The sequence below is a fragment of the Sporolactobacillus sp. BBK16-2 genome (genome assembly GCF_059878335.1).
Window position 1 is genome coordinate 789,463 of the sequence record NZ_CM187611.1, and the last position, 22,751, is coordinate 812,213.

Genomic DNA, 22,751 nt, shown 5'->3' on the forward strand with positions numbered 1-22,751 from the left:
ATGGCAGTATTAATCGCAGGCGCATGGCCCTACGCAAATGGAGATCTTCATCTTGGACATTTATCAAGCTTAATCCCAGGGGATTGTTTGGCACGTTATTTCAGGCAGAAGGGTGAAAAGGTACTCTATGTTTCAGGAAGTGACTGCAACGGTACACCGATCACGATTCGCGCGAAACAGGAAGGTGTCTCGCCAACAACGATTGCGGATCGTTATCATGATTCATTTCAGCGATGTTTTCAGCAACTTGGGTTCACTTATGACTGTTACACGCGCACAGACACACCGATTCATCACAAGGTTGTTCAGGATATTTTTAAAACACTTTATGACAATGGGTATATCTATCATAAGAAGACAAAGCAGATGTACTGTACGCATTGTGCGCAGTTTTTGCCGGACCGCTATGTTGAAGGAACCTGTCCGCATTGCGGCGCACATGCAAGAGGTGATCAATGCGATGCGTGCTCGACCATTCTTGATCCAGTCGACCTTGAAGAGCCAACATGCAAACTTTGCGGTCACACACCGGAACTTCGTGAGGTTGAGCATCTCTATTTTGCACTGAGTAAGTTTCAACCGGAATTGGAGCAGCTGTATGAACGGGCAAAGAAGAATAACGATTGGCGGGAGAACGCGCTGAATCTGACACAACGCTATTTAGACGAAGGCTTGCAGGATCGTGCCGTTACTCGCGATTTGCCGATCGGCGTTACAGTTCCGATCAAAGGCTTTGAAGATAAAAAAGTGTATGTCTGGATTGAAGCGGTGTCCGGCTATTACTCGGCAAGCGTTCGCTGGGGAGAAGAGCATCACCAGGATATCTCTGAATTTTGGAATGAGCAAACGATTTCCTACTATGTTCAAGGGAAAGACAACGTTCCGTTTCACACGATTATTTGGCCGGCCATTCTACTCGGTATTGGCAACAAAGCATTGCCGACGCATCTTGTATCTAATGAATACGTGACGCTTGAGCGCAAGAAGCTGTCCACCAGCCGCAACTGGGCAATATGGGCACCGGATATTCTTGATCGCTATGATCACGACAGCATTCGTTACTTTTTGTTGATCAATGCACCCGAAACACATGATGCCGATTTTTCCTGGAAGGCATTTATCGAAAGCCACAACGGCGAATTACTTGGTGCGTATGGGAATTTTGTCAATCGCACGCTCAAATTCATTGAAAAGCTGCCTGATTTTAAAGTGGATAAAAATCAAATTAATCCGCAGATTTTGCAAGAAACGCATGTACTTTACAAAAAAGTTGGCGGACTGATCGAATCCGCACATTTGAAAGCAGCACTTAGTGAAATTTTCTCGTGGATTCGCAGTTTAAATAAGTATTTTGATGAACAAAAACCATGGCAGACGGTTAACACTGATCCAGTTGACACTTACGCAACCTTAAATACGTGCTTGTTCAGTATCGCTAATCTGGCGAAGCTTCTGGCTCCATTTCTGCCTTTTTCCAGCCGGAAATTGGCTGAGGCACTCCATCTCGGACCATTTAAGTGGGAGACCATTCATTGCCCGGAAAAATTGCCGGAGGACCTTGATCCACTGTTCGACCGCATCGATCCGGAGCAAGTTCAAATTGAGCATGAACGCTTAGCAAAGAACGCGAACGTGGAATGAGCATGTTAATAAACAAAAGCAAACCCGCACTTTTTAACAGGTGCGGGTTTGCTGATACTATGGCGCCGGTGCCTTAATTTTAAATCTTTTTTGACGCAATTAATAATTCATGCTCTTGAATTTTGCGCTTAAGCCGAGGATTATCTGCGATAAGCAGCATAAAAATTGCTTCGATTGCTGTGACTGCAGATACTCTCGAAAAGAAATACTCGGACATAAAGATCGTACCTCTGCTGGCTGTAACCACATTATGATCGGACAGCGCGGCGATGGGGGAGCTCTCATTATTCGTGAGCGTGATAATCGTTACTTGGTTCTTCTTAGCAACCTCAATTAATTGAAGCAGCTGCCTGGATTCTCCCGAGTTGGAAATGATAATAAGCACATCTGAATCGTTTAAGTTTAACGTCTGTCCCATGGCAACTTCCCAAGAACTCGATGTAAAGGCTAACCGACCAATCTGATTGAACTTAAAACAAGCATCCAGCGCGACAGGGAACGTATTGCCTTCCGCCATGATTTGAATTAACCGGGCATCTTTAATGACGTTCATTGTATTTTTGATGAGTGTTTTGTCAAAACCCTCTAAGGTTGCTTGAATTTCCTCTTCCTTGTCACTCATTAATTTATCTAAAATTTTATCGTGATTGGTTAAGGAGGTACTTGGCAATTCAGCATTAATTAATGAACTTTGTGCCAATAATACTTTTAAATGATGAAATCCATTCAAATCGATTCGTTTACAGAAACGCGAGACAGATGCTTCACTAATACCGGCTCGGTTTGCCAGCTGTGAAATGGTTGCATTGATCACAAACTGGGCATCGCTGATAATTAAATCAACAATCTTCTTTTCCGATTTAGAATAATTGCCTAAATTTGAGTAGATTCTGTTTACGAATTCCTTATTAGTCGCTTCCATGTTACAGTCCTTATTTAATAGTCTGTACGATCAAACGGGTATTTCATCCCCCATTGGTTGCGTACGTTGGTTAATATGTCCATGATGTCGAAGGATAGTGCAAATTCACCGTCGTCATGGCCTTGTTCAATATATCTTTGCATGTCTTGAACTTCGTATTGCAGGGCAAGCGATGCATCTCCGGCTGTAATCACTTCATGTGATTCCGTATGTGCATCATCGGTATAGGTGATCGCTGCTTCTGTGGCGCGCGGATAATTAGAGATTTCAATATAGCCCTTGGTACCTGAGATGACCCCGCGTTTCGGCTGTTTCGCGCGCATCGACAATGACAGCACAGCAATTTGATCATCCAGATTTTTCAGAAGAATACCTGATTGTTCATCAACACCCGTTTCAAAATACTTAACGGTGGTCAAAACATTAACAGGCTGTGTCTTTAAGAATGAACGTGCAAAGGCAGTCGCATAACCACCAATGTCTAAGAGTGCACCGCCGGCCAAATTCTTGTTAAAGAAGCGATTTTTGACATCGTAATCTTTTAAACTGCCAAAATTAACTTGTACCAGGTTAACATCACCAATTTTTCCGTCGCTGATCACCTGTTTTACTTTTTTATAAAGCGGCATGTGAAATAACGTTAAGCCTTCAGTCACAATTAATCCTTTTTCAGCAGCTAAGTGTCTTACATTACTTAATTGTCGGGAATTAACCGTAATCGCTTTCTCAGCAAAGACATTTTTGCCGGCTTCCAGAGCTTTCATAATATATTCATAGTGAAAATTATGCGGGGTCGCAATGTATACGATATCAACATTTGGGTCTTTAAGCAAATCATCAGGATTCGTGAACGTACGTTGAATCTTTTTTTCCTCACTGAAGGCCTTTAAAGCGGCTTCATTAACGTCAGCCACTGCGTAAATTTCTCCATTGACACTATTTAATGCATCAGCCATTTCATGTGCAATCCATCCGGTACCAATCATACCCCAATTATACGTTTTCATTTAACTCATCCTTCCAATGATTTATTTTTTGATACGATCCAAGCCAAGCCACTACAAGCGATTGTCTTGCTGTACAAAATGAAAATAATTTTAACTTTTATTTTCATCTTGCAACTAATTTTAATATAACTTCATGAAACTAATTTGTCAATAAAAATTAATTATGAAAATAAATTTAATAATAATGAGATCTGCTATCAAATATTTTAAAAAACATCCCATGATTATCTGATTTTGATACAGTGCGACGAAGAGATTATTTGGTAAAATGGGGTAAGTTCGTCAGTTTGGAATATTAAATCGATGTATCCAAAGGGTGAAATAATGAGGCAACTATTCCTGTCTGAACCATCGAGCAACTATAAGCAGAGCTTTAAGAACTACACACTCGATTATAAAGTTGCAAGTGAAGACTCATATTACTTTAAGAAATATAGCAAGGCATTAGTGGATTTCTCTGGATTTTTAAATCACTTGATTGAAGAAGCACATGGAAATAATCTTGCTGATGGCCGGGTAGCATCGTCAACCTTTTGGCTGATTGATCAAAACGAGGTGGTTGGCGTGGTGCGAATTAGGCATCAGGAAGTTATGTTTGCCGGTCACATCGGCTATAATGTCTCTCCAAAGCACCGAAAAAGAGGATATGGGACGCAGATTCTTAAGTTAGCCTTGGCGGAAGCGCAAAAGCTTGGAATAACAAAAGCAGTGGTAACCTGCAGAACAGATAATGAGCCGTCAAAAAGAATCATCGAAAAAAACGGCGGAAAATTCCTGGGGATCATCTATGACAAAGAGGAAGATGAAGAACTCTTTAAGTACGTCATTGACACTAATGACTGCGGCATCTAAGCGCTATTCCCGCTCAATCTTTCGAATCCATTTATAGTAAGCAGCAACACTCGACAATAAAAATGGATACACAAAGAACGAGTAGCCTATTCGCCACCAGCCATAGTTGAAGAAACCCCAGGGTTGAGGCAAAAGTGCGATCAACTCATAGGTGGTGATGGCTACATCCCATAAAAGGATATAAAGCAGTTGCTTAACAAACGTTTTTCCAAATGGATAGCTGTTTAAGAAAATGATGTTTACCGGTGGGATCAATACGGTTAATGCAAAGAGTGTCTGCCACTCAAGAGATCCTGAGAAATACCAATATGCATGGTACTTTTTGCACAAATAACCATCGGTAAGCACCTGCACGGCAACGGTAAACATCCAAATATGTACAATTTGATTTTTAGTGAGTCGTTTATTAATGAGAAAAGCAATGCTATTAAAGACTACAACAGCGAGCAGCAGACCGATCATCGTGTCATTCCTTTTTTATAAATAGGTTCTCCTTGTTTGGCTTTATTTACACATCCATTTTGCCCGGTGAAGCCTTACATGGTTGGCGATCGGCTTGATTTTGACATTTATCCGGCGAACAAACTTGGGATGAAAACTCTGCAAGGGACGGCTTGGCTGCAGCGGCCGAAAAATTCGGACTATGTCCCGATGATAACCTTTGAGACGATTGAAGGATTAAGTAAAATGTTGTGCCAAAAACAATTGGGAATGGATGATCTAAGTAGGGGGAATGGAAATAAATGATGAAAACGATTAAATACAAATCCAATGATCACGACTATTATCGACAGGCTTTAGCACTACGAAATATAGTTTTAAGAAAACCAATCGGGAAAGATATCTATAACGAGAATTTGTCCATTGAAAAAGATAATGATTTCTATGCGGTTTTAATGGATAACAAGATCATTGCTACGTTTAGTATTTTTGTTGAAGCACCCCAAATCGCTCACTTGACCGCTTTTGCAGTTGATCGTGATTTTCAAAGGCAGGGAATTGGTTCAAAATTTCTGGAATTTGCCATTGGAGATTTAAAAAGTAAAGATTTTAAGCAGATCAAAGTAAACGCCAGGGCAACTGCCCATAGCTTTTATCAAAAAAATGGATTCGTAGATCTTAGCGGTAAATATCATAACCATCAACTTGGCATAGATGATTATCTTATGGTTTATAAGATTAAATAAAATCCGGCCGAGAAAAGGGTGTCAACATAAAAGAATTGCAGCCTCCCCTAGAGAGAGAAAAGCAACTTACTTTTTTTAAAGTAAATTGCCTTGGGTTTGTTTAAATAATCCCTCTTTCTTTGAAAACTTCTTTTGCAATGGCTACTGCATTCAGCACTCTCGGGAATCCGACATAGGGGACACATTGAATAAAAATTTCGGAGATCTCTTCTGCAGTGATACCTACATTCAATGCACCATTGATGTGTACGCGCAGTTGATTTTCCGTACCGCCAATCGAGGCGAGACTGCTCAGTGTGATCAATTCACGCTGCTTCAAATCCAATTCACGGCGGGTATAAATATCGCCGAAAGCAAATTCGATAATAAATGTTCCCAGATCAGGCGCAATGTCCTTCAATGATTGGATAACCATGTCGCCCACTTTTCCATCTACTTCGTTTAATTTTTCTAAACCCGATTCATAACGACTTTTTTTCAATTTTTCCATCTCCTTTTCTGATACAATAAAACTGTAACGGCTGGAGTTCACTCCATGTCAAGAAATCAGGGGGGATTTTCTTGGATTACTCAATTGGCGAATTTTCCAAGTTAACTCGCTTAAGCATCGATACGCTTCGCTATTATGAAAAAGAAGAACTCATCCATCCATCCAGAAATAAGAGTAATCAGAGACAGTACACGGAGAAGGATAAGACGTGGATTGACTTCATACTCAGACTGAAAGAAACAGCGATGCCGATTCGAGAAATAAAAAAATATGCGCGATTACGAGATGAGGGAGATGTCACGTTGAAGGAAAGAATGGAAATGCTGCGTGCACATCGATGCTCAATGCTCAAACAAATAGAAAAACTTGAAAACAATTTAGGACATCTTGACAAGAAAATAGAAACCTATCAAGCGACTATTGCTGCTCTGAAACAATAATTCGGTATGGGGGAACTCAGCAAACCGTCTGAAGGAAACACGAGCTTCGCCACAGCAGTAAAGGAGATAAAAAAATAGAATTTAAAGCATGCAAAATAGAAGTGCTAATCCCTGAAAGCTATATTGCTTCGCTTAGGAATCAACTAAATGAAGCCGGTATTCTAAAAGTAGGAAAATATGACAACGTTATCTCATATTCAGAAGTTAAGGGTTATTGGCGACCGCTCGAAGGCGCCGCTCCCTATGATGGAGAAATAGGTAAACTATCTGCTGGGACCGAATGCAAAATGGAATTTAGATGTCAATTTGAGCATGTTGATGGTGTCAAAACGATCATTAAAGCTGTTCATCCATATGAAGAACCCATTATTAACGTCATTCCTTTGCTATGAATAATGGGTTGTCTTGGCATGTTTCTAATGGGTGTTTCGAATTTAACCGAATCTCCTTTTATTTAAACAGGGAGACTGTTCTTGAAGTATTGTTAATCATTATCGGAGATGTTCATGATGAATCTGTTCGACCTCATTTCTATTTTGTTCGATTTTTTATTCGCTCCTCAGGTTCGGATTCAGTCTAATCTTGAATATCTTGAGGGCGAGGAATGGTTTAAACGCCAATACGACAGGAAAATTCTAAGTGATCCAAAGTTTAGAAGGTTTATCAAGAAATACAATTTAAAAAAAGTATTTCAAAATGATGAACAAAAAGAGGTTTTCAAAGCAGAGTTAGAGAAGTGGGTAGAAAAACACTCTAGGTAGGAAAGAGATTTTGAACAATGAAAAAAGGAAAGAAACGTTTGATTAGTGTCGGCCTTGCAGTCATTTTAGCAGCCATCCTTATGATTAAGGTCTTCACATCGATCGATACATTAGCCAAAGTGAATGAACAAATCAGCGTTAAGGATCATCTTCAATCATTTAAACTAACAGGGGCAAAAATTGATTATCACGTAGTGGTCCGAAAGAGCACGAAACCGTACGACTACATTTCGATCACTGGTTCTGTTCCTTCTTCAATCAAGACAAAACTTGATCAAATGAAAATCGCTTCCAACGCAGTATCCTTAAACTTATACACCTCAAAAAATCTCATCTATGCAGGAAGTAAATCAACAAAAATCACATTGCATGTGAGAAGCCGATCCGATCTGAAAGAAATCTCGCTAAACGGTGAACAGGTTTCAACCTCCAAGAAGACGTTTGATATGCCCGGTGCCGGTGGTTGAAAATAGCGAGTACATTGCGTTCGAAGAAATACAGAGGAGAGGGAAGAACGTGAATCATAAAATAGCTTTGTTTGCTGATGTACATGGAAATACGACCGCATTAGAGGCGGTCATCGAAGACACCATTCGTGAAAAGGTCACTGACTACTGGTTTTTGGGCGATCTAATCATGCCCGGACCGGGATCTGCCAATTTATTGGCTCTGCTGAAAAGAATCAACACATCCGTTTATGTAAAAGGCAACTGGGAAGACTGTCTGCTCGAAGTGCTGGATGGGCAAGTTGATCTCAATGATCCTTCAGATATTTACATTGCAAGGCTCGTTCAGTACCAATGTCAAAGCCTAAAAAATGCTGAACTCGAGTTGCTGAAGCAGTTGCCGATACATACGACCAAGACAATTAATGGATTGAACATTAGTATTGCACATAACCTACCGGATAAAAATTATGGTGGAGACTTGGTACCGGATCAAACGCAACAAAATTTTGATCGCCTTTTTACTCAAAAAAATTGTGATGTTGCTATTTATGCCCACGTGCATCACCAAATGATGCGCTACAGCAGTGAGGACCAGCTGATCATCAATCCAGGTTCCGTGGGACAGCCCTATTTCAAGTGGGCGAAGCATCGCGCTGATCGGCGCGCGCAGTATGCCATTCTTGAAATTGATGAAAAAGGTCTCGTTCAAATCAATTTTAAAAAAGTCAGCTACGACGTAAACAAAGAACTAGAAGAAGCAAAACGGGAGAGTATTCCTTATATCACATTGTACAAAGAACAACTAGAAACCGGTAAAACGCATACACACGATAAAGACTTTTTAAAAGAAATCAATCAACGCTTTGGTTATGAGAAAGATGTGGTCGAGTTTTTAAAAGATATCGGAGCAGAATCGACTGCGCATCGCAGTTGACACCTATTGCGAAACAAGGTCTGATTTAAATCCCACTAAAGTTCTACCTAACGAACGAAAAGTTCAACCCAATCCTTGAAAAGTTCCACCTAAGAGAGCGAAAGTTGAACCGAAGAAAAAAAGTTCTACCTAACGAACGAAAAGTTCAACCCAATCCTTGGAAAATTCGACCAGACAAGGCGAATTTTAACCAAATTGCAGAGCCTGAACAGGCGAGACTATAGATAGCAGAAAAGCTAAGGCTCTGTCAACATCTAGGACATTGCTGGCCCAATTTTTTTCTTTATGTAAAATACGCCACCTCAGCATCTGGAAAATAGCGATGGATGTAGCCTTCAATTGTCTCTTGAAGCAGATGTTCATCTTCTTTTTTATAAATGTATTTTCCGATCCCGTAGCGGCCCCATTTATAGCGGCGCTCCTCTTTATCCATGACCAGTTTTGAATTCGGATAATTTTTTTCAATCACGCGCTTTGCGGGACCGGTAAAGCGATGCTGGATTAATTCAAACGTGATCGGAACCGCCATGGGTCCCGGCAGATAGTCATGCAGTGTTTCAAAAAGCTTGCGGTAACCTTCTTGCCAGCCGTCATGAATATAAATCGGCGCGATAATAAAGCCAAGCGGATAACCTGCATCGGACACTTTTTTCGCCGCTTCAATTCGCTCAACAAGGCGGGATGTGCCCGCTTCGAAAAATTTGATCACGTACTCATCATTGAGGCTGAAACGGAATCGGGTACGCCCATTATGCTTAGCGTCCAGTAGATGATCCACATGAGCGAACTTTGTTACAAAACGTAACTCACCAAGATCGCGCTCACCAAAAAATTCAATTGCTTTTTTTAATGAGTGTGTCAAATGATCAATGCCGACGATGTCAGAAGTACAGGCCGCTTCGAATCGTGTAATCTCAGGCGCACGTTCGGCCATGTATTGATCGGCGCGTTCGAGAATTTCATCAACGTTGACATAAGTTCTGATATACGGTTTCGATCCCATTGTGGTCTGCAGGTAGCAATAGTGACAGTGACCCATACATCCTGTTGCAAGCGGAATGGCATACTCAGCCGACGGTTTGGAGCTTTGAAAATCCAAGGTTTTTCTTACGCCAACGACCAAAGTTGATTTGGCGTTGCGGTATTTTTGAAAATCATTGTCACCGGGAAAGTTGCGGATCTGATTGTGCGATGTGGTCTCGCGAATCTCAATTCCCATGCCTTCAAATTTGTCTTTAAGTGTTTGACCTAAAGGGTAGTCTAATGCGCGAGGCTCAATATAGACAAGCTGGGGAACAAAGGGTTTAACCATGAGTACCGCATCTCCTTAGTCTTCATCATAGATTTGCTTGTACACGCGTTTCGCGTCGTCGATCGTTGGGAACATCGCGTTATCCTCAGCGAACTCATAATACATATCATTTAGGGATAAGATCTTGTCTTCTTTTTTATTTGGATTTTGGATCACTTCAGCTTCCTGAATCAATGTTGCAGTTGCTGTGTGTGGATTTCGGCAAATGACATAGACATGATCACCGATCTGCGTTTCTTCTTTTTTCATCAGATATATACCTCCGATCAAATTGTTTACCTACTAATTATGTCCAGAAAAAACCGGATTATGTTTTGGAAGCAAGGCAGCGATTGTAGACTTTTTAACGACTTGAAATGTGCTGATTTCTTGACTAGTAAAAAAGGCACGGTGATTCTTGTCGAAACGTGTCAAATAAACTTTATTTGATGAAAATCCTCCACTAATTCAGGAGCTTTGGCCGTGTTCAAGAAACCGTCACATTTTGTATAATACGAACAAGCAAGAAAAATATCTCCGGTGAGACCCAATACACGAACGACCTCAAGATTTTCTTCATTTTTCTTTCAAACAGAACCTTACTAAGCGGAAAACCGTCCTAGGGCGGATCCATATACATTCATGGGAGTTTGATTCATGAAGGCTTTTTACACAACGCAAGGGTCGCTCCATTCTGTGAAGCTTCAATACGCATGTCTATCTGCATGCGACAAAACAAAGAGGTTTTTTACTTATGGCAGGGCAAATTCGATTAACTCCGGAAGAATTGCGCAGTTACGCGGCTAAATATGGTCAGGAATCATCGAACACAGGAGAACTGATCGGCCGTCTCGATGGCATGATCAATCAACTGGCTCAAGTTTGGGAAGGTGCGTCCAGTCGCGCGTTCAAAGATCAATATGAACGGCTCCGTCCTTCGTTCCAACAGATGCAGCAGCTCCTGGAAGATGTGAATCATCAACTCGCCAAAAGTGCAACGATCCTCGAAGATACTGACCGCCAGATTGCCGGACAAATTAACTCATAACGCAAGACAAGTGAAAGGACCGGGCTCTAGGTGGAGTCCGGTTTTTTTACAGCGTTTTGCTTTGCTAGTACGACGATAAGGTCATAAGATTCGATTGGGCAATTAGGTAAGCGCCAAGCCTGAGAAATAAACGGAAGAATTCCGCTTAATTAGAGAATGAACGAAAAAATAACCTAAATAGACGGAGAAACTCCGCTTATCTAATTTGAAAAACGTGAAAATGGCGGGTTTTGCAGTACATAAGCGGAAAAATTACCCTTATTTACCTGTGAAACAAGCGCCATGATGCAGATAACCGGAAAATCTCCACTTATTTTACTCGTTACTTAATGAAGGCTCTAAATACCTTGTGAATTCAGGGCTCAGGGTCAAGAAAGGAGGCGCGTCTCATGGGCGCATCCGCAACATTAAATGTGATTTTCCGCGCGCTGGCCCTTCAGTCGGCGGCGGTTGACGATCAAATTGAACGGTTGAAACGAGCGAATCGCAAGCTTGGTCAGGAACAGGCAGCAGGTATGCATGCATTGCGCACCTTAACGAAGCCGGAACTTGGTGCAGATTGGACCGGAGCCAGGGCACGCACGTTCCAAAAGAAACGCGATTCCGCGCAGGATAAAATGCGAGTAAAACTCACAACGAGTGTGGACAGTTATCAGCAGCGAATAGAGGCTAAAATCCATGAGTTGCAGCTGAAAAGCGATTTTCTCGCCGGAACGAGTAGCATGGCGCATGAAGCGAGTGCGCTGGTTCACCAAGGTGAAAAGGCAGCAGACGCTTTGGAACATAAGTTATCCAAAATTAAAGGGCGGTTGTTCTAATGGTTCAAATTGAACTCAATACCCATGTTACAGAGGGGCGTATTGTCGCGGCAGAGCATGCACGCCAAGGTGTGTTGCCGCTCAAATCTGTCTCCTGCGGACGGAATCATCTTGCCGCGACATCCGCTTGGCAGGAGGGCGAACAGATGATGGCGCAGCTTTTGTCCGCCTACCTTTCCGGTGTGCAGAAAAACATAGCGGATACGCAGGCGAATGTTGCACTTCTGCAACGACAAGATGAGGCGATCAAATGAGAGCAACGATGAGCGGTGGTTCCGGTTCGGCCTCCGATACGCAAACGTATGAGGCCGAATCGCTGATCGCAGCCGCTAAAGCACATGCCAAACACTATCAAACGCTGCGCGGCCAATTCCACACGTTGCGCCAGGCGTTCCAGCAAATCGAGGGGCTTGGCCCTGATTTTCAGGGGAAGGGCGCCGAGGCAATCAAAAAATTCTATGCCGCGCAAGTGAATGTGGTCGATGCCTGGTTACGGCTGATTGACAAAAAGGTTGCTTATTACCAAGGCGTTGCCGGCACGGTTGAGGAGAAAAATTTGGATGGTGACACGCAGATTCAAGTGCCCTTTCTGAATGAAGACTTATCCATGGGGTATGCGCGTTCCAAAGAAATGGTACGTGAGCAGCGCATGGACATTTCCAAAATACTGAGCAGTATTTCCGATCTTGTGCCGATCAACGTCTTCTCCAACCACGAGGTGGATCAAGCGCTGGATGCAGCGGATAAAAAACGCGCGCAAACAGTGCTCGATGTTCAAGATCTCGATCAGAATCTAACCAATGAATACCGACAAGTGAACGAAGACCTGCCGTACATCGCGTCGCTGTATGGCGAGCTGATCAACGCAACGCGGCAAGGTGCAGAAGTTCAGCCGATGAATTTCAATGCGCAAGCCTATCATAATAGTAAAGTCTACCAAGTTCAGGATGAGATGAAAAAAGAGACGCAAAACTATCTCCATTACAAGCAGCAGCAGGAAAAAGTGAGAGAACTAGAAAAAAATTCAGAGAAAGAACCAATCGAAAACTTAGCTCAAGAAGTCGAGAATAAGGTCATTGACTCTGTAGATCAGGTTGCCGACAACGTTAAGCAGGCAACAAATCAAGCCGGAAAGATCGTTGATGAGATCAAAGATGATGCAGATAACCTGGTCAATTCTGCTCCTGTGCAAGGTGCCGTTCATTTTGCCGTTGGTGCCGGCGATCAAGTCATTGAGAACAACACCGGATTGGAAAAAGGTCATCAGGAGGAATGGGGTCAGTTCAACGCCTATAAAAGTGGAGAACTAGCTGGCGATGTACTCTCCGCTTTTGAAGGGATTGCTGAAATGATTGGCGGTGGTACGCTCATCGGAGGCGGAACCACACTTTCAGTTGCGGGCGCACCAGAAACACTTGGAGCATCTCTGGCTCTAGAACCCGGTGCCCTTGCCGTGGGAACAGCTGCCGTTGGACACGGTGGGTTCGTCACAGCGAACGGATTTAAGAACTCAATCAACGACATTAAAAATCTAAAGCAGAACATGTCGGTTGAGAAGACCAGTGGTGGAGCTAAGAAAACAGAAAAAGTTGGAGAGCTCAGAGAAAAAAATACGATAAAGTCGGATAAAGTGGGCAATAATTCAGATTTGTCCACGAATCATGAAGTGAGCAGTGCTAATAAGAAAGCTAGCGGAGCTGGAAAAGGAATTTCTATTCCTACTAAAAAGTTAGATGGTCTGCCAGAAAATGTTACAAAATCGTATAAAAAGTATGACAAGAGTGGGTGGAATGGTAATGCGGCAGGTCAATCCTCTGGAACAAAGGCCGGAAGTGTTTTTAAAAATCGTGATGGTAAATTACCAACTATAGACAAAAATGGAAAGCCAGTGACTTATCAAGAATTTGATGTTAATAGTAAATTACCTGATGCTAGAAGAGATTCTGAACGATTTATTAAAGGTAGTGATGATAATTTGTATTATACAGATGACCATTATGAAAGTTTCGTAAAAATTGAATAAGGAAAGGATTAGACTTGAATATGGCAAATAATATTTTAAGAATAAGAGAAAAAGATAACAATTTGTTAGAAAAAATGAATCAAAGTGATTGCTATATTGTCAAAGTGGATGGAAGACAAGTACAATCCAAAAGTGAACTATTTCAAGAAATGATGATAAAATTCAAATTGCCTGATAGTTCTGGTTGGGATTCTTTTATTGATTGGATGACTGACTTGAGTTGGATTGATAAGGAAAAACTTTGTTTAGTAATATATAATTACTCAGAGTTTTTAAAGAAGGATGAGGGAGATAAAGATATATTTTTAGAGGTATTGCAAGAAGATATTTTACCTTTTTGGGAGAAGAATGTTATGGAAACAATGGTTAATGGAAGAGTTAGGTCATTTAATGTGTATTTGATTGGCTAATTTTATGTTTTACACAGTATCTTATGGGCACTAGTGCTTGCAAATTTTTTTACGATCGTTTTAATTCAGCAAGTAGTGGCTGGGAAAGTTGGGAAGTGATCCGTATGGGTCTAGGCAATTGTTAGGTAGTATTTTTCTACAAGTTATCTTTTATGTAGTGTGCTAGTAGTGCGTATTAACAAAAGAGTTGAAGGAAATAAATGAACAAACTCAATTGATTATTGGCTATTCTGTCAAATTGAGTTTGTTTTGCGTAGGATATTAAAAAGCATTCAGTGACCGACTTAGGTCATCACTGAATGCTTTTTTATAGCAGAAGAAATTTCTTCAAAGTATTTCCGATCTTGTGCCGATCAACGTCTTCTCCAACCATGAAGTTGATCAGGCACTGGATGCGGCCGATAAAAAGCGCGCACAAACGGTGCTTGATGTTCAAGACCTTGATCAGAATCTGACCAATGAATATCGTCAGGTGAACGAAGACCTGCCGTACATTGCGTCGCTGTATGGCGAGCTGATCAACGCAACGCGGCAAGGTGCGGTTGTTCAGCCGATGAACTTTAACGCACTATTATGATTATCTTAGAGCGGTCGAAGGCGTTGATCCGGAGACCGGGCGAAAGCTGAGCACCGGCGAATGCGTAGCCGCCGGGGCCATGGCAGGTGTGCCTAATGACTTCACGAACATGAACAACGATGCCGAAGATATAGCGAAGACGCATCGTATGGCGAAAGTTGATGAGGTTGAGAAAACCAGCGGAGCTAACAGTAGTTTTACACCTAAAAAAGTAGTTTTAAGTAATGGAGAGATAGCTTTTAATTCTAAAGAAGGTGTACTTGTACGTTCGCCGAATTATTTGGATGAAGCAGGCAACATTAAATGGCCAGAAGCAGATGGCTTCGTTGTTGACAGTAATGGTAAAGCCATAACCTTTGACGCCAATCTAAAATCGGGTCAAATTATTGATAGATATGGTGATGCAAGAGGGAGGTTTACTAGTCCTTTAATGAACGGAGAACAAATTTCCTATGATTCTAGAGGCCTTCCATATCTGGAAAGTACTATGGATTATCATAGATATGAAGTTGTTAAAGACATAAATTTTGAAAATATGGCCGAAGGTTTTGAACAATTATCACAATTGGATAAAACTGAATTAAGTATTTTGATGGAAAGATATAATTTTTCATTAGCTGATATGGCAAATGTACAAAAAGGGACAATATCAGAAGTCTTCGGTTCTGGTGGGGGACTTCAAATTAAATTTGAGTCATCAGTTGATTGGTATGAAAAATTAGGATTAATAAGGGAGATAAAATAATGGATATGCTCAGTGATAAAAAAGAATTACTGAATAAAGAAATTCAGAAATTAGGTTATGATAGTCTACGTGTATCTATTTTTAACCAAAAAGATGAGAATAGGATGGAGTGGCAAACAAGAATTGAATACGATTTAGATACAGGGGTATATCAAATTTACTCTTTGGGAGATAGAGCTAGTTTGATTGGAAAAATCACTAATTATACAAGCTTCCACAGTGCAAAAAATGTTTTTTTAAATAAATTAGAATTAACGGTTAAGTATAATAAATTAAGGGTTAGCAGAGGGGAACAGCCAGAGTACTCTTCTCCACTATGGGATGATGAATGAAAAATGATTGAAATTCTATTCTTACAGCAAGAAAATAAAATTTTGACAGTCAATTAATAATTAACTAAAACTAAAACTAAAACTTGAAGTTGAAAAAGTATTCCAACCTCTTGCCAGCTCTGCATTCTCAATGAATAAAAAAGGCCAAAATGCCTTTTTTACCAGCTGTTGCCGGCAGTTTGGCTGGCAACTTTTCAAGAAACGATACGATGATCTGTTCGACGACTTTCTCAGAGAGGAACTTACTCATCGTCAAACGCAGAGTAGCAAATTCCCATATAAAAAAAGCCCAAGATAAACTAAGCTAGTGAAGGTGGCTAATGTATGGAGTATCTAGATCTCATCTCAAACAAATAGTCTTTTCTTTACTCTGTAACCACCTTCAAATAATCAATTAGAAGCAAGAGACTACTGAATTCATGGGACCAAAAAATCAATAAAGGGCAAAGAACAGCACCTTAGCGCTAACGTGAGGGTGCTGTTTATTTACCTGATGGTGATGAGCAAAGAAACGGCCACGCCCTGAGCGCCTACGATCAGGCAAGCCGAACGCTCAAGGTGCTCAGTCAAAGCGAAAAAGGAATCAACGCGCTGCTCGCCGCGAACGGCATCACCCAAGCCGCCACCGGCAGAGATCTGTTCGGCAAGCAGCTGACAAAAGATGAGCAAAAGAACAGCCTCCTCCAAGGCGTGTTCATGATGAACCTATTCACCCGGAAGCTTGCCATCTCACCTGCGCAAAAAGTGATTGTGCATGAGCAAGGCCAAGCGTTTAAAGAACATGTATCCAAAATTGTCCGAGATACAAAAGCATCGATCAGTTCAACCAAATGGAAACCGGCAATGGCCGGAGTGCCTAATGACTTTGCAAAGATAAGCGATGATGCGAAGGATATAGCGAAGACACATAGTATGGTGAAAGCAGAGGGAACAGGAAACGTTGGTGACGTAAGTACAGGAAAAGGTACTGGCAATGGAAATTCAGTCCATAGAAACATAAAATTGTTATAATTAACGAAACAGTTTTAAAAAATCGGAAGTGATGGTTGATGTGGACGGTACGGCATTTCGTAACGGGAAGAGGAAAGGTAAACTATAAAATCAGGGAATCCGGTGATCCATCTGCATCTGAGACTGTGGTGCTTATTCATGGGCAGGCATGGACCGGCGAGGTTTGGCGAATGGTTGCCAAGCGATTGCAAGACCTGCATATTGTTGCTCCGGATATGGCGGGGTGCGGGGACAGCGGGTTAAGTACAGACTATGATTTCACTACATTATCCAAGCAGCTCGTGGACGTACTTGATCAAATGCATGTGCAAAAATTTTGGCTGGTCGGTCACTCATGGGGCGCTTCTCTAGCTCTTCATTTTGCCTCTCATTATTCTGAACGAGTAAAAGGGCTGATGCTTGTTGATGCCGGCTACCTCAATTATCAAGAGTGGCCAGGCATCAGTTGGGAAGCGTTCACCGACTTTTCGTATCCTGAGGATTTTTTTAGCAGCATGGATCATTATCTTCATCTTCAAAAACAAGATACGTCATTTTGGAATGGGGATGTCCAAAGGGCTGTTGTGGATCAAGTCAACGAGATGGAAGACGGATCGCTTCGCTTTAAATGTTTGCCTGAAACAGAACTGGCCGGATCTCGCGCATTATGGAACTTTGATCCAGATGAACATGCAGCCCACTTAAAAATGCCCGTCTTCCTCATTGTCGCAGAGCCTCAATCACAAACAAATGAAGAAATTGCAAGGTATAAAAAGAAGTCGGTAGAACACTTTTGTTCACTCGCTAAGCAGTGTCACTGTATTAAGATGAAAGACACCTCACACATGGTGATGCTCGAGCGTCCTAAAGAATTGGCAAAGGAAATTCGAGAGATGATGAAGAATTGATTGCATTGTAGGGATTGAGAATAGATCGAAGGTGGGCTAAAGATGGATCCTAAAGAAAAGATGTTTCGTGGCGACTTATATCATTCAAACGACGAAAAGTTATTAAAAGAGCAGCAGAACTGGAATGAAGTGCTCTATGATTTTAATCAAACACGGCCGTCTGAAACAGTTAAACGTGAAAAATTATTGAAATCGCTGTTGGCTGAATGTGGCGAAGACTGTTATGTGGAGCCCCCTTTGCGAGCAAATTGGGGATCAAATACACATTTTGGAAATGCGGTCTATGCCAATTTTAATTTGACACTTGTGGATGATGCACCCATTTATGTTGGAAATGACGTCATGTTTGGCCCTAATGTAACCATCGCTACCGCGGGTCATCCGATTAATCCTGATTTGAGACGAAAGAAAATGCAATTCAATTTATCGGTTACAATTAAGAACAATGTTTGGATTGGTGCACAATCGGTTGTGCTGCCCGGAGTCACAATCGGTGAAAATTCTGTAATTGGTGCGGGAAGTGTTGTTACAAAAGATATACCCGATAATGTGGTAGCCGTTGGTCATCCGTGCAAGGTTCTCCGTGAAATTGGAGAACGCGATAAAAAATACTATCATAAAAGTAGGGAAATCGATGATACATTATTTTTAGAAAATCATGAATAATGATCGATTTAATCTTGAAAATTGAAATCCGTCAAAAATACAAACCATTTTCTCGTTTCATCGTTCTAATCATCGATCATGGGTTCATCATGGAGAATAGCAGACAAAGATGATACAATAAAACAACGTTAAGAACAAAATTTTTAAAGAAAAGTGATAATCCATGAACATAGCAGTATTTGATTCCGGCGTTGGCGGCATGACCGTTCTCCATCAAATTATAAAATTATTGCCGAATGAGGACTTTCTTTATTACGCGGATACCGCACATATCCCGTATGGTGAAAAGCCGAAAGATGAATTAAAAAAATACATTTTTGAAGCCGTTGACTTCCTTGTTGCTCATGACATCAAAGCACTGGTAGTGGCTTGTAATACAGCCACGAGTGCGGCAATCGAGGACTTACGCAAGAATTACCCGATTCCGATCATCGGCATTGAACCTGCGGTTAAACCTGCAGTGATCGAAACCGAACCGGAAAAAAAGAAAGTGCTTGTCATGGCGACACGGACGACGCTAAAGGAAGAAAAATATCATCGGCTTGTTGAACAGATCGACAAGCACGATATTGTTGATCCGCTTCCCATGCCGAAATTGGTTGAGTTTGCCGAAGCGTTTGACTTTAATCCGGATCATATCATCCCTTATTTAATGGAGCAGTTGAAGCCGTTTGATCTGTCTCATTATGGCACGGTTGTACTTGGCTGTACACATTTCCCAATTTTTAAAGACATTATTGAGCGGATTTTCCCAAAAGGCACACATGTCATCGACGGTGGACTGGGTACTGCAATGAATCTGAAACGTACGCTGGATAGACTGCATCAAATTGGTGGAGGAAGCGGAAAAATCACCTTCTACAAGTCCGGTGTGGAAGTCAAAGATAAGGAAACACTCATGAATTATAAGGAGCTGCTGAATAAATTGGACAGCATGCTTTAATAAGCACATAAATACATGATAAAGCACAGTTGGTTCATTATGATCGACTGTGTTTTTACTTTTTTCATTTGGTTCTGTTGAAAGAATCGCTTACATAACTTTTAATCATTGTTTATAATGAATGCAACATGAATCGTTTCAAAAACGGAATTTGGGAGGTAGGTACGATGGCAGTTGCAATGTATGCACCGCTCGTTATTATGATTCTATTTTGGTTTGCTGTTATTGCGGTTATCTATTTTTTAATCAAGCGGCTGATTCGCTTTACCATTCAGGAAATTAAGCGGGAACTGAAAGATAACCAGAAAGATGACTAGAAATAATTGAGATTATTGACCAATCACACTGAGGAGGTATTCTCCCTTGCTGCGCTTTGAACCGTTGGACGTGGAGAAATATAAAAATAAGATTCTCGCTTTTCGCAGGGATTCGTTTGTCATTAGTTTTGGAACGGATCGTGATTTCCATGCTGGTGATTATTTAATGTGGCTGCAGAAGAAAATCAGCCAATTTCCCGACGGATTTGTCCTTGCTTTTGAAAAGGATCAAGTGATTGGTCAGCTGGAACTGAGCATTCGCGAATACGAAGGCAAAAGGATCGGCTATGTTCATCTTTATTACCTCATTGCAAAGAAAAGAGGCAGTGGATTAGGACATGAACTTCATCAGTATGCGATGCGCTTTTTCGAAAAACATGGCGTGTCCGAATATCACCTCCGCGTCTCTCCAACCAATGTACGAGCTAGGGCTTTCTACAAGAAAAACGGAATGAAGCGATTAACAAATGAATGTGATGGCAAGGTTTTGAGGATGAAAGGCACCGTTGGATAAATTGAAAACACGGTCACTTTACAAACGTTTTGCAATCAAAAGCTTCTCAAGAATTTGAGCAACACCATCCTCATCATTTGAGGCAGTGGTCATTGACGCATACTTTTTTAATTCAGGCTCCGCATTTCCCATGGCAACGGAATAGCCGCAGTTCTGAAACAAGTCCAAGTCGTTCCAATCATCACCAAAGGACATGACGCTGTTCATAGAAAGATTCATTTTTTTACAGAGTGCAGAAATGGCACGGCTTTTTGAAACGTTCTTGGCCATGATTTGAGTTAACTCTTTTGAATCGGTTTCGACAATGCTCAATTCATTGCTATATCTCATCACGTAGCGCTTTGATTCCACTGAACTATGAAACAACAGAATTTTGTTCGCGGGCAGCCGCTTGAAATCAGATTGAGAGACAATCGTTGGCGGGAGAACCATATGCTTGGCGTTTTTTGCAAAGGTTTTGTCGGTAAGCGCGTACAGTGTATCCTCGGATTCAATGGAAATGGCATCTGTTCCATTATGGTTGCACATAAAATCGATGAGTTCGCTTGAATCAGCACTCGGGATCGTATAACTCATTGCTTTTCCATGAACATCTTTTACATACGCACCATTGTAATAAACTGCCGACGCACAATTGAGTAATTCATTTGGGACCATTTTACTTACGGAACGCGGGGGACGAGCAGTTGCGATAAAAAGAGTAAAACCGGATTGATAGCAACGCATGAGCGTTTTTTGAGTTCTTCGAGAAACTCTTTTCTGAGAATTAAGAAGTGTGCCGTCCAAATCAAAGACAAGTGCCTTAATTGGTGATGATCGATTCATATGTCTACGCCTTTTTTTGCATTTCATTATAACACCGATAGATGGAAAGAAACGAGAAGTTAATATTGCTGCCATTAGGTTACCTTTGTTGCGAAAGAAAATAACAAGAAGTGAGAAAATAAGACAGGAGTATTGCTCATGCTTATTACGACGTTAGCATTTGGATGGATTGGTGTCATGCTGTTTTTATTATTGGCTGTTTTTCTTAAAATGCTAACGAAAAAAAACGAATTTGCGCTCATCCATTTGCTGCTTATTTTCATTTTTACGTGTTGGTTGCCGGTCGCGTTTTCGTTAGTATTTTTCATCAGCGGCTGGGCAGCGAGAATAGGGACACTGTTTTGTGTACTGGCCCTTATCATTTTTATCATTGCGATGGCGCTTCAAACCGGGCAAATTGTCTATTCAAATAAGCATTCAAAGGAAAATATAGACCGCTGGGAAGCAAATGACGAGTGGATGATGAGTATGCTGTCAGATCCGATTGAGATGTTTGCTGGTATTTTTAACTGGGTCGGTGCGATTTTTATTGGTTTGTCCTTGCTGCAAAATAATCATTCATTCTTTGCAGCAATCATATTTCTTTTAAGCATCCAACTGATTTATTGTTTTGCGTTACTTTTCCGAACATGCTTGAATACTCCGCCAAAAGTGATTCAGTCAATCAAACCGAATCCAATGATTCTTAATCTAGGACTCTTTTTGTATTACATTGTTCTGCTCATGTTTTTGATGATCAATCATAGTGCATGACGAAGGGAATGTGAGAAGGGGAGGATTTTAATTGAGATTTATTGCTTTTAGAGTTTTACAATTATCAGTATTTCTCGGCGAATGGTTACTGTTTTATCAATTAATTGCATTGACGCCTTTTCCTGACATTTCACAGCTTACTAGTATTCTGTCTTTACTCATGATAACCATTGTATCTTTTGCGGTAACCATGGTCGTTTTTCGTAATCGTTAATATGAAGAAGATTATTTCACAGACAAGTCTAGAAGCAGTTATGGAACTTATTCGCAGCACAATAAAAAATAGACAGGAATGAGAAGACAGATGATTCAACTTAGTGGAAATCAAATCGTTGTCCGCGATTGGAAATTAGAGGATAAGGATGATTGTATTTTCTGGAGGTCACCTGGACAAGAGTGGCAGAAGTTCGACGGACCGTATTATCCTCGGAAAACAAAAGAGGAGATTATTGAATTAGTCGATGCGCAATGTGAAAAAGTCAAGACGGATTCATTTGAGACGCCGAGAAAGGATCTCGCCATTGCTGATAAGAAAACAGATAAACTAATTGGTCAAGTCGGCTGGTACTGGGAGAGCAAGGAAACGAATTGGCTGAGTGCCGGGATTGCAATTTACAACCCGGAATACTGGGGAAATGGACGTGGCTATGAAGCTTTTGGCCTGTGGACAGATTACCTTTTTCAAGCGATGCCGGAAATTGTGCGGGTTGATCTGCGCACATGGTCCGGCAATTTCGGCATGATGAAGCTTGCTGAAAAACTTGGCTATACAAAAGAAGCCTGTTTTCGAAAAGCACGAATCGTAAATGGCAAATACTATGATTCAATCGGTTACGGTGTGCTAAGAGAAGAATGGGATGCATGGCATCCGCAGGGATTTCAGAAAGATTTGATCGCCAACAGTTAAC

At 41.3% G+C, this 22,751-nt stretch carries 31 protein-coding genes; 24 read left to right on the top strand and 7 right to left on the bottom strand.

Annotation, left to right across the window (positions count from 1 at the left end):
- Nucleotides 1–1,641: a methionine--tRNA ligase gene (gene metG, locus AC6F33_RS03970; protein ID WP_500777768.1), complete on the top strand. Its 1,641-nt coding sequence runs from the start codon at nucleotides 1–3 to the stop codon at nucleotides 1,639–1,641.
- Nucleotides 1,642–1,720: 79 nt separating this feature from the next.
- Here the strand turns inward: metG and AC6F33_RS03975 are convergent, their stop codons facing one another.
- Both AC6F33_RS03975 and AC6F33_RS03980 read right to left on the bottom strand, forming a co-directional pair.
- On the bottom strand, nucleotides 1,721–2,563 hold the full coding sequence (locus tag AC6F33_RS03975) for a MurR/RpiR family transcriptional regulator (protein WP_500777769.1): 843 nt from the start codon (nucleotides 2,561–2,563) through the stop codon (nucleotides 1,721–1,723).
- 14 nt (nucleotides 2,564–2,577) lie between these two features.
- The gene (locus tag AC6F33_RS03980) at nucleotides 2,578–3,570 is read right to left on the bottom strand and encodes a Gfo/Idh/MocA family protein (protein WP_480947764.1); all 993 of its coding nucleotides are present in this window, start codon (nucleotides 3,568–3,570) and stop codon (nucleotides 2,578–2,580) included.
- 324 nt (nucleotides 3,571–3,894) lie between these two features.
- Here AC6F33_RS03980 and AC6F33_RS03985 point away from each other — a divergent pair, with 324 nt between their 5' ends.
- Entirely contained in the window at nucleotides 3,895–4,422 is a 528-nt protein-coding gene (locus tag AC6F33_RS03985; RefSeq protein WP_500777770.1) for a GNAT family N-acetyltransferase, read from the top strand.
- Nucleotides 4,423–4,425: 3 nt separating this feature from the next.
- Here AC6F33_RS03985 and AC6F33_RS03990 read toward each other — a convergent pair whose 3' ends face one another.
- On the bottom strand, nucleotides 4,426–4,884 hold the full coding sequence (locus AC6F33_RS03990) for a hypothetical protein (RefSeq protein ID WP_500777771.1): 459 nt from the start codon (nucleotides 4,882–4,884) through the stop codon (nucleotides 4,426–4,428).
- Nucleotides 4,885–4,920: 36 nt separating this feature from the next.
- Between AC6F33_RS03990 and AC6F33_RS03995 the strand changes: the two genes are divergently transcribed.
- Both AC6F33_RS03995 and AC6F33_RS04000 read left to right on the top strand, forming a co-directional pair.
- Complete coding sequence (locus AC6F33_RS03995; protein WP_500777772.1) at nucleotides 4,921–5,169, top strand: hypothetical protein; 249 nt, start codon at nucleotides 4,921–4,923, stop codon at nucleotides 5,167–5,169.
- Entirely contained in the window at nucleotides 5,166–5,609 is a 444-nt protein-coding gene (locus AC6F33_RS04000; RefSeq protein ID WP_500777773.1) for a GNAT family N-acetyltransferase, read from the top strand. Before AC6F33_RS03995 ends, AC6F33_RS04000 begins: the two co-directional genes overlap by 4 nt.
- 100 nt (nucleotides 5,610–5,709) lie before the next feature.
- On the opposite strand, the gene AC6F33_RS04005 is transcribed toward AC6F33_RS04000, so the two are convergent.
- Nucleotides 5,710–6,090 carry a carboxymuconolactone decarboxylase family protein gene (locus AC6F33_RS04005; RefSeq protein ID WP_480947759.1) on the bottom strand — a complete coding sequence of 127 codons (381 nt, stop codon included), beginning with the start codon at nucleotides 6,088–6,090 and terminating at the stop codon, nucleotides 5,710–5,712.
- An 80-nt stretch (nucleotides 6,091–6,170) separates the two neighbouring features.
- On the opposite strand from AC6F33_RS04005, the gene AC6F33_RS04010 reads away from it, so the two are divergent.
- The 4 genes from AC6F33_RS04010 to AC6F33_RS04025 all read left to right on the top strand — a co-directional run bounded on the left by AC6F33_RS04010 (nucleotide 6,171) and on the right by AC6F33_RS04025 (nucleotide 8,683).
- Nucleotides 6,171–6,539: a MerR family transcriptional regulator gene (locus AC6F33_RS04010; RefSeq protein WP_480947758.1), complete on the top strand. Its 369-nt coding sequence runs from the start codon at nucleotides 6,171–6,173 to the stop codon at nucleotides 6,537–6,539.
- Between the two features lie 101 nt (nucleotides 6,540–6,640).
- Nucleotides 6,641–6,931, top strand: coding sequence for a YqfO family protein (locus tag AC6F33_RS04015; RefSeq protein WP_480947757.1), 291 nt, complete (start codon nucleotides 6,641–6,643; stop codon nucleotides 6,929–6,931).
- A 386-nt stretch (nucleotides 6,932–7,317) separates the two neighbouring features.
- The gene (locus tag AC6F33_RS04020) at nucleotides 7,318–7,767 is read left to right on the top strand and encodes a hypothetical protein (protein ID WP_500777774.1); all 450 of its coding nucleotides are present in this window, start codon (nucleotides 7,318–7,320) and stop codon (nucleotides 7,765–7,767) included.
- Nucleotides 7,768–7,816: 49 nt separating this feature from the next.
- Nucleotides 7,817–8,683, top strand: a complete 867-nt coding sequence (locus AC6F33_RS04025) for a metallophosphoesterase family protein (protein ID WP_480947754.1) — start codon at nucleotides 7,817–7,819, stop codon at nucleotides 8,681–8,683.
- Between the two features lie 283 nt (nucleotides 8,684–8,966).
- On the opposite strand, the gene splB is transcribed toward AC6F33_RS04025, so the two are convergent.
- Together splB and AC6F33_RS04035 are read right to left on the bottom strand one after the other, a co-directional pair.
- Nucleotides 8,967–9,995 (bottom strand): spore photoproduct lyase, encoded by a 1,029-nt coding sequence (gene splB, locus AC6F33_RS04030; RefSeq protein ID WP_480947753.1) that lies wholly within the window; start codon nucleotides 9,993–9,995, stop codon nucleotides 8,967–8,969.
- A 15-nt stretch (nucleotides 9,996–10,010) separates the two neighbouring features.
- Entirely contained in the window at nucleotides 10,011–10,244 is a 234-nt protein-coding gene (locus AC6F33_RS04035; protein ID WP_500777775.1) for a transcriptional regulator SplA domain-containing protein, read from the bottom strand.
- Nucleotides 10,245–10,728: 484 nt separating this feature from the next.
- Between AC6F33_RS04035 and AC6F33_RS04040 the strand changes: the two genes are divergently transcribed.
- From AC6F33_RS04040 to AC6F33_RS04105, 14 genes are all read left to right on the top strand, one after another.
- Nucleotides 10,729–11,022 (top strand): WXG100 family type VII secretion target, encoded by a 294-nt coding sequence (locus tag AC6F33_RS04040; RefSeq protein ID WP_480947751.1) that lies wholly within the window; start codon nucleotides 10,729–10,731, stop codon nucleotides 11,020–11,022.
- 389 nt (nucleotides 11,023–11,411) lie between these two features.
- Complete coding sequence (locus tag AC6F33_RS04045; protein ID WP_480947750.1) at nucleotides 11,412–11,840, top strand: hypothetical protein; 429 nt, start codon at nucleotides 11,412–11,414, stop codon at nucleotides 11,838–11,840.
- A complete protein-coding gene (locus tag AC6F33_RS04050; protein ID WP_480947749.1) occupies nucleotides 11,840–12,094 on the top strand; it encodes a DUF5344 family protein in 255 nt (84 codons plus the stop codon). The genes AC6F33_RS04045 and AC6F33_RS04050 overlap by 1 nt, the downstream gene beginning before the upstream one ends.
- Entirely contained in the window at nucleotides 12,091–13,863 is a 1,773-nt protein-coding gene (locus AC6F33_RS04055) for a T7SS effector LXG polymorphic toxin (protein ID WP_500777776.1), read from the top strand. The genes AC6F33_RS04050 and AC6F33_RS04055 overlap by 4 nt, the downstream gene beginning before the upstream one ends.
- Before the next feature lie 20 nt (nucleotides 13,864–13,883).
- Nucleotides 13,884–14,273, top strand: a complete 390-nt coding sequence (locus AC6F33_RS04060; RefSeq protein WP_480947745.1) for a barstar family protein — start codon at nucleotides 13,884–13,886, stop codon at nucleotides 14,271–14,273.
- A gap of 334 nt (nucleotides 14,274–14,607) precedes the next feature.
- Nucleotides 14,608–14,850, top strand: a complete 243-nt coding sequence (locus AC6F33_RS04065; protein ID WP_480948264.1) for a T7SS effector LXG polymorphic toxin — start codon at nucleotides 14,608–14,610, stop codon at nucleotides 14,848–14,850.
- Between the two features lie 148 nt (nucleotides 14,851–14,998).
- Nucleotides 14,999–15,595, top strand: a complete 597-nt coding sequence (locus AC6F33_RS04070; RefSeq protein ID WP_500777777.1) for a TNT domain-containing protein — start codon at nucleotides 14,999–15,001, stop codon at nucleotides 15,593–15,595.
- The gene (locus AC6F33_RS04075; protein ID WP_500777778.1) at nucleotides 15,595–15,927 is read left to right on the top strand and encodes an Imm59 family immunity protein; all 333 of its coding nucleotides are present in this window, start codon (nucleotides 15,595–15,597) and stop codon (nucleotides 15,925–15,927) included. The genes AC6F33_RS04070 and AC6F33_RS04075 overlap by 1 nt, the downstream gene beginning before the upstream one ends.
- Nucleotides 15,928–16,485: 558 nt before the next feature.
- Nucleotides 16,486–16,938 (top strand): hypothetical protein, encoded by a 453-nt coding sequence (locus tag AC6F33_RS04080; RefSeq protein ID WP_500777779.1) that lies wholly within the window; start codon nucleotides 16,486–16,488, stop codon nucleotides 16,936–16,938.
- Nucleotides 16,939–16,976: 38 nt separating this feature from the next.
- Complete coding sequence (locus AC6F33_RS04085) at nucleotides 16,977–17,825, top strand: alpha/beta fold hydrolase (protein WP_500777780.1); 849 nt, start codon at nucleotides 16,977–16,979, stop codon at nucleotides 17,823–17,825.
- A 42-nt stretch (nucleotides 17,826–17,867) separates the two neighbouring features.
- The gene (locus AC6F33_RS04090) at nucleotides 17,868–18,491 is read left to right on the top strand and encodes a sugar O-acetyltransferase (protein WP_500777781.1); all 624 of its coding nucleotides are present in this window, start codon (nucleotides 17,868–17,870) and stop codon (nucleotides 18,489–18,491) included.
- Between the two features lie 163 nt (nucleotides 18,492–18,654).
- The gene (gene murI, locus AC6F33_RS04095) at nucleotides 18,655–19,434 is read left to right on the top strand and encodes a glutamate racemase (RefSeq protein ID WP_480947738.1); all 780 of its coding nucleotides are present in this window, start codon (nucleotides 18,655–18,657) and stop codon (nucleotides 19,432–19,434) included.
- Nucleotides 19,435–19,601: 167 nt separating this feature from the next.
- On the top strand, nucleotides 19,602–19,751 hold the full coding sequence (locus tag AC6F33_RS04100) for a hypothetical protein (protein WP_480947737.1): 150 nt from the start codon (nucleotides 19,602–19,604) through the stop codon (nucleotides 19,749–19,751).
- A gap of 46 nt (nucleotides 19,752–19,797) precedes the next feature.
- Nucleotides 19,798–20,265: a GNAT family N-acetyltransferase gene (locus tag AC6F33_RS04105; protein WP_480947736.1), complete on the top strand. Its 468-nt coding sequence runs from the start codon at nucleotides 19,798–19,800 to the stop codon at nucleotides 20,263–20,265.
- An 18-nt stretch (nucleotides 20,266–20,283) separates the two neighbouring features.
- Here AC6F33_RS04105 and AC6F33_RS04110 read toward each other — a convergent pair whose 3' ends face one another.
- On the bottom strand, nucleotides 20,284–21,090 hold the full coding sequence (locus AC6F33_RS04110) for an HAD family hydrolase (RefSeq protein WP_500777782.1): 807 nt from the start codon (nucleotides 21,088–21,090) through the stop codon (nucleotides 20,284–20,286).
- A 138-nt stretch (nucleotides 21,091–21,228) separates the two neighbouring features.
- On the opposite strand from AC6F33_RS04110, the gene AC6F33_RS04115 reads away from it, so the two are divergent.
- Together AC6F33_RS04115 and AC6F33_RS04120 are read left to right on the top strand one after the other, a co-directional pair.
- Complete coding sequence (locus tag AC6F33_RS04115; protein WP_500777783.1) at nucleotides 21,229–21,843, top strand: hypothetical protein; 615 nt, start codon at nucleotides 21,229–21,231, stop codon at nucleotides 21,841–21,843.
- A gap of 304 nt (nucleotides 21,844–22,147) precedes the next feature.
- Nucleotides 22,148–22,750 (top strand): GNAT family N-acetyltransferase, encoded by a 603-nt coding sequence (locus AC6F33_RS04120; protein ID WP_500777784.1) that lies wholly within the window; start codon nucleotides 22,148–22,150, stop codon nucleotides 22,748–22,750.
- The last annotated feature ends 1 nt before the right edge of the window (nucleotide 22,751 follow it).

Coding starts and splice junctions, on each gene's coding strand:
- AC6F33_RS04060 (WP_480947745.1), top strand. CDS start 13,884: ATGGCAAATAATATTTTAAGAATAAGAGAAAAAGATAACAATTTGTTA.
- AC6F33_RS04040 (WP_480947751.1), top strand. CDS start 10,729: ATGGCAGGGCAAATTCGATTAACTCCGGAAGAATTGCGCAGTTACGCG.
- AC6F33_RS03975 (WP_500777769.1), bottom strand. CDS start 2,563: ATGGAAGCGACTAATAAGGAATTCGTAAACAGAATCTACTCAAATTTA.
- AC6F33_RS04035 (WP_500777775.1), bottom strand. CDS start 10,244: ATGAAAAAAGAAGAAACGCAGATCGGTGATCATGTCTATGTCATTTGC.
- AC6F33_RS04050 (WP_480947749.1), top strand. CDS start 11,840: ATGGTTCAAATTGAACTCAATACCCATGTTACAGAGGGGCGTATTGTC.
- metG (WP_500777768.1), top strand. CDS start 1: ATGGCAGTATTAATCGCAGGCGCATGGCCCTACGCAAATGGAGATCTT.
- AC6F33_RS04115 (WP_500777783.1), top strand. CDS start 21,229: ATGCTTATTACGACGTTAGCATTTGGATGGATTGGTGTCATGCTGTTT.
- AC6F33_RS03980 (WP_480947764.1), bottom strand. CDS start 3,570: ATGAAAACGTATAATTGGGGTATGATTGGTACCGGATGGATTGCACAT.
- AC6F33_RS04075 (WP_500777778.1), top strand. CDS start 15,595: ATGGATATGCTCAGTGATAAAAAAGAATTACTGAATAAAGAAATTCAG.
- AC6F33_RS04045 (WP_480947750.1), top strand. CDS start 11,412: ATGGGCGCATCCGCAACATTAAATGTGATTTTCCGCGCGCTGGCCCTT.
- splB (WP_480947753.1), bottom strand. CDS start 9,995: ATGGTTAAACCCTTTGTTCCCCAGCTTGTCTATATTGAGCCTCGCGCA.
- murI (WP_480947738.1), top strand. CDS start 18,655: ATGAACATAGCAGTATTTGATTCCGGCGTTGGCGGCATGACCGTTCTC.
- AC6F33_RS04085 (WP_500777780.1), top strand. CDS start 16,977: ATGTGGACGGTACGGCATTTCGTAACGGGAAGAGGAAAGGTAAACTAT.
- AC6F33_RS04120 (WP_500777784.1), top strand. CDS start 22,148: ATGATTCAACTTAGTGGAAATCAAATCGTTGTCCGCGATTGGAAATTA.
- AC6F33_RS04110 (WP_500777782.1), bottom strand. CDS start 21,090: ATGAATCGATCATCACCAATTAAGGCACTTGTCTTTGATTTGGACGGC.
- AC6F33_RS04000 (WP_500777773.1), top strand. CDS start 5,166: ATGATGAAAACGATTAAATACAAATCCAATGATCACGACTATTATCGA.
- AC6F33_RS04070 (WP_500777777.1), top strand. CDS start 14,999: ATGGCGAAAGTTGATGAGGTTGAGAAAACCAGCGGAGCTAACAGTAGT.
- AC6F33_RS04100 (WP_480947737.1), top strand. CDS start 19,602: ATGGCAGTTGCAATGTATGCACCGCTCGTTATTATGATTCTATTTTGG.
- AC6F33_RS04020 (WP_500777774.1), top strand. CDS start 7,318: ATGAAAAAAGGAAAGAAACGTTTGATTAGTGTCGGCCTTGCAGTCATT.
- AC6F33_RS04055 (WP_500777776.1), top strand. CDS start 12,091: ATGAGAGCAACGATGAGCGGTGGTTCCGGTTCGGCCTCCGATACGCAA.
- AC6F33_RS03985 (WP_500777770.1), top strand. CDS start 3,895: ATGAGGCAACTATTCCTGTCTGAACCATCGAGCAACTATAAGCAGAGC.
- AC6F33_RS03990 (WP_500777771.1), bottom strand. CDS start 4,884: ATGATCGGTCTGCTGCTCGCTGTTGTAGTCTTTAATAGCATTGCTTTT.
- AC6F33_RS04090 (WP_500777781.1), top strand. CDS start 17,868: ATGGATCCTAAAGAAAAGATGTTTCGTGGCGACTTATATCATTCAAAC.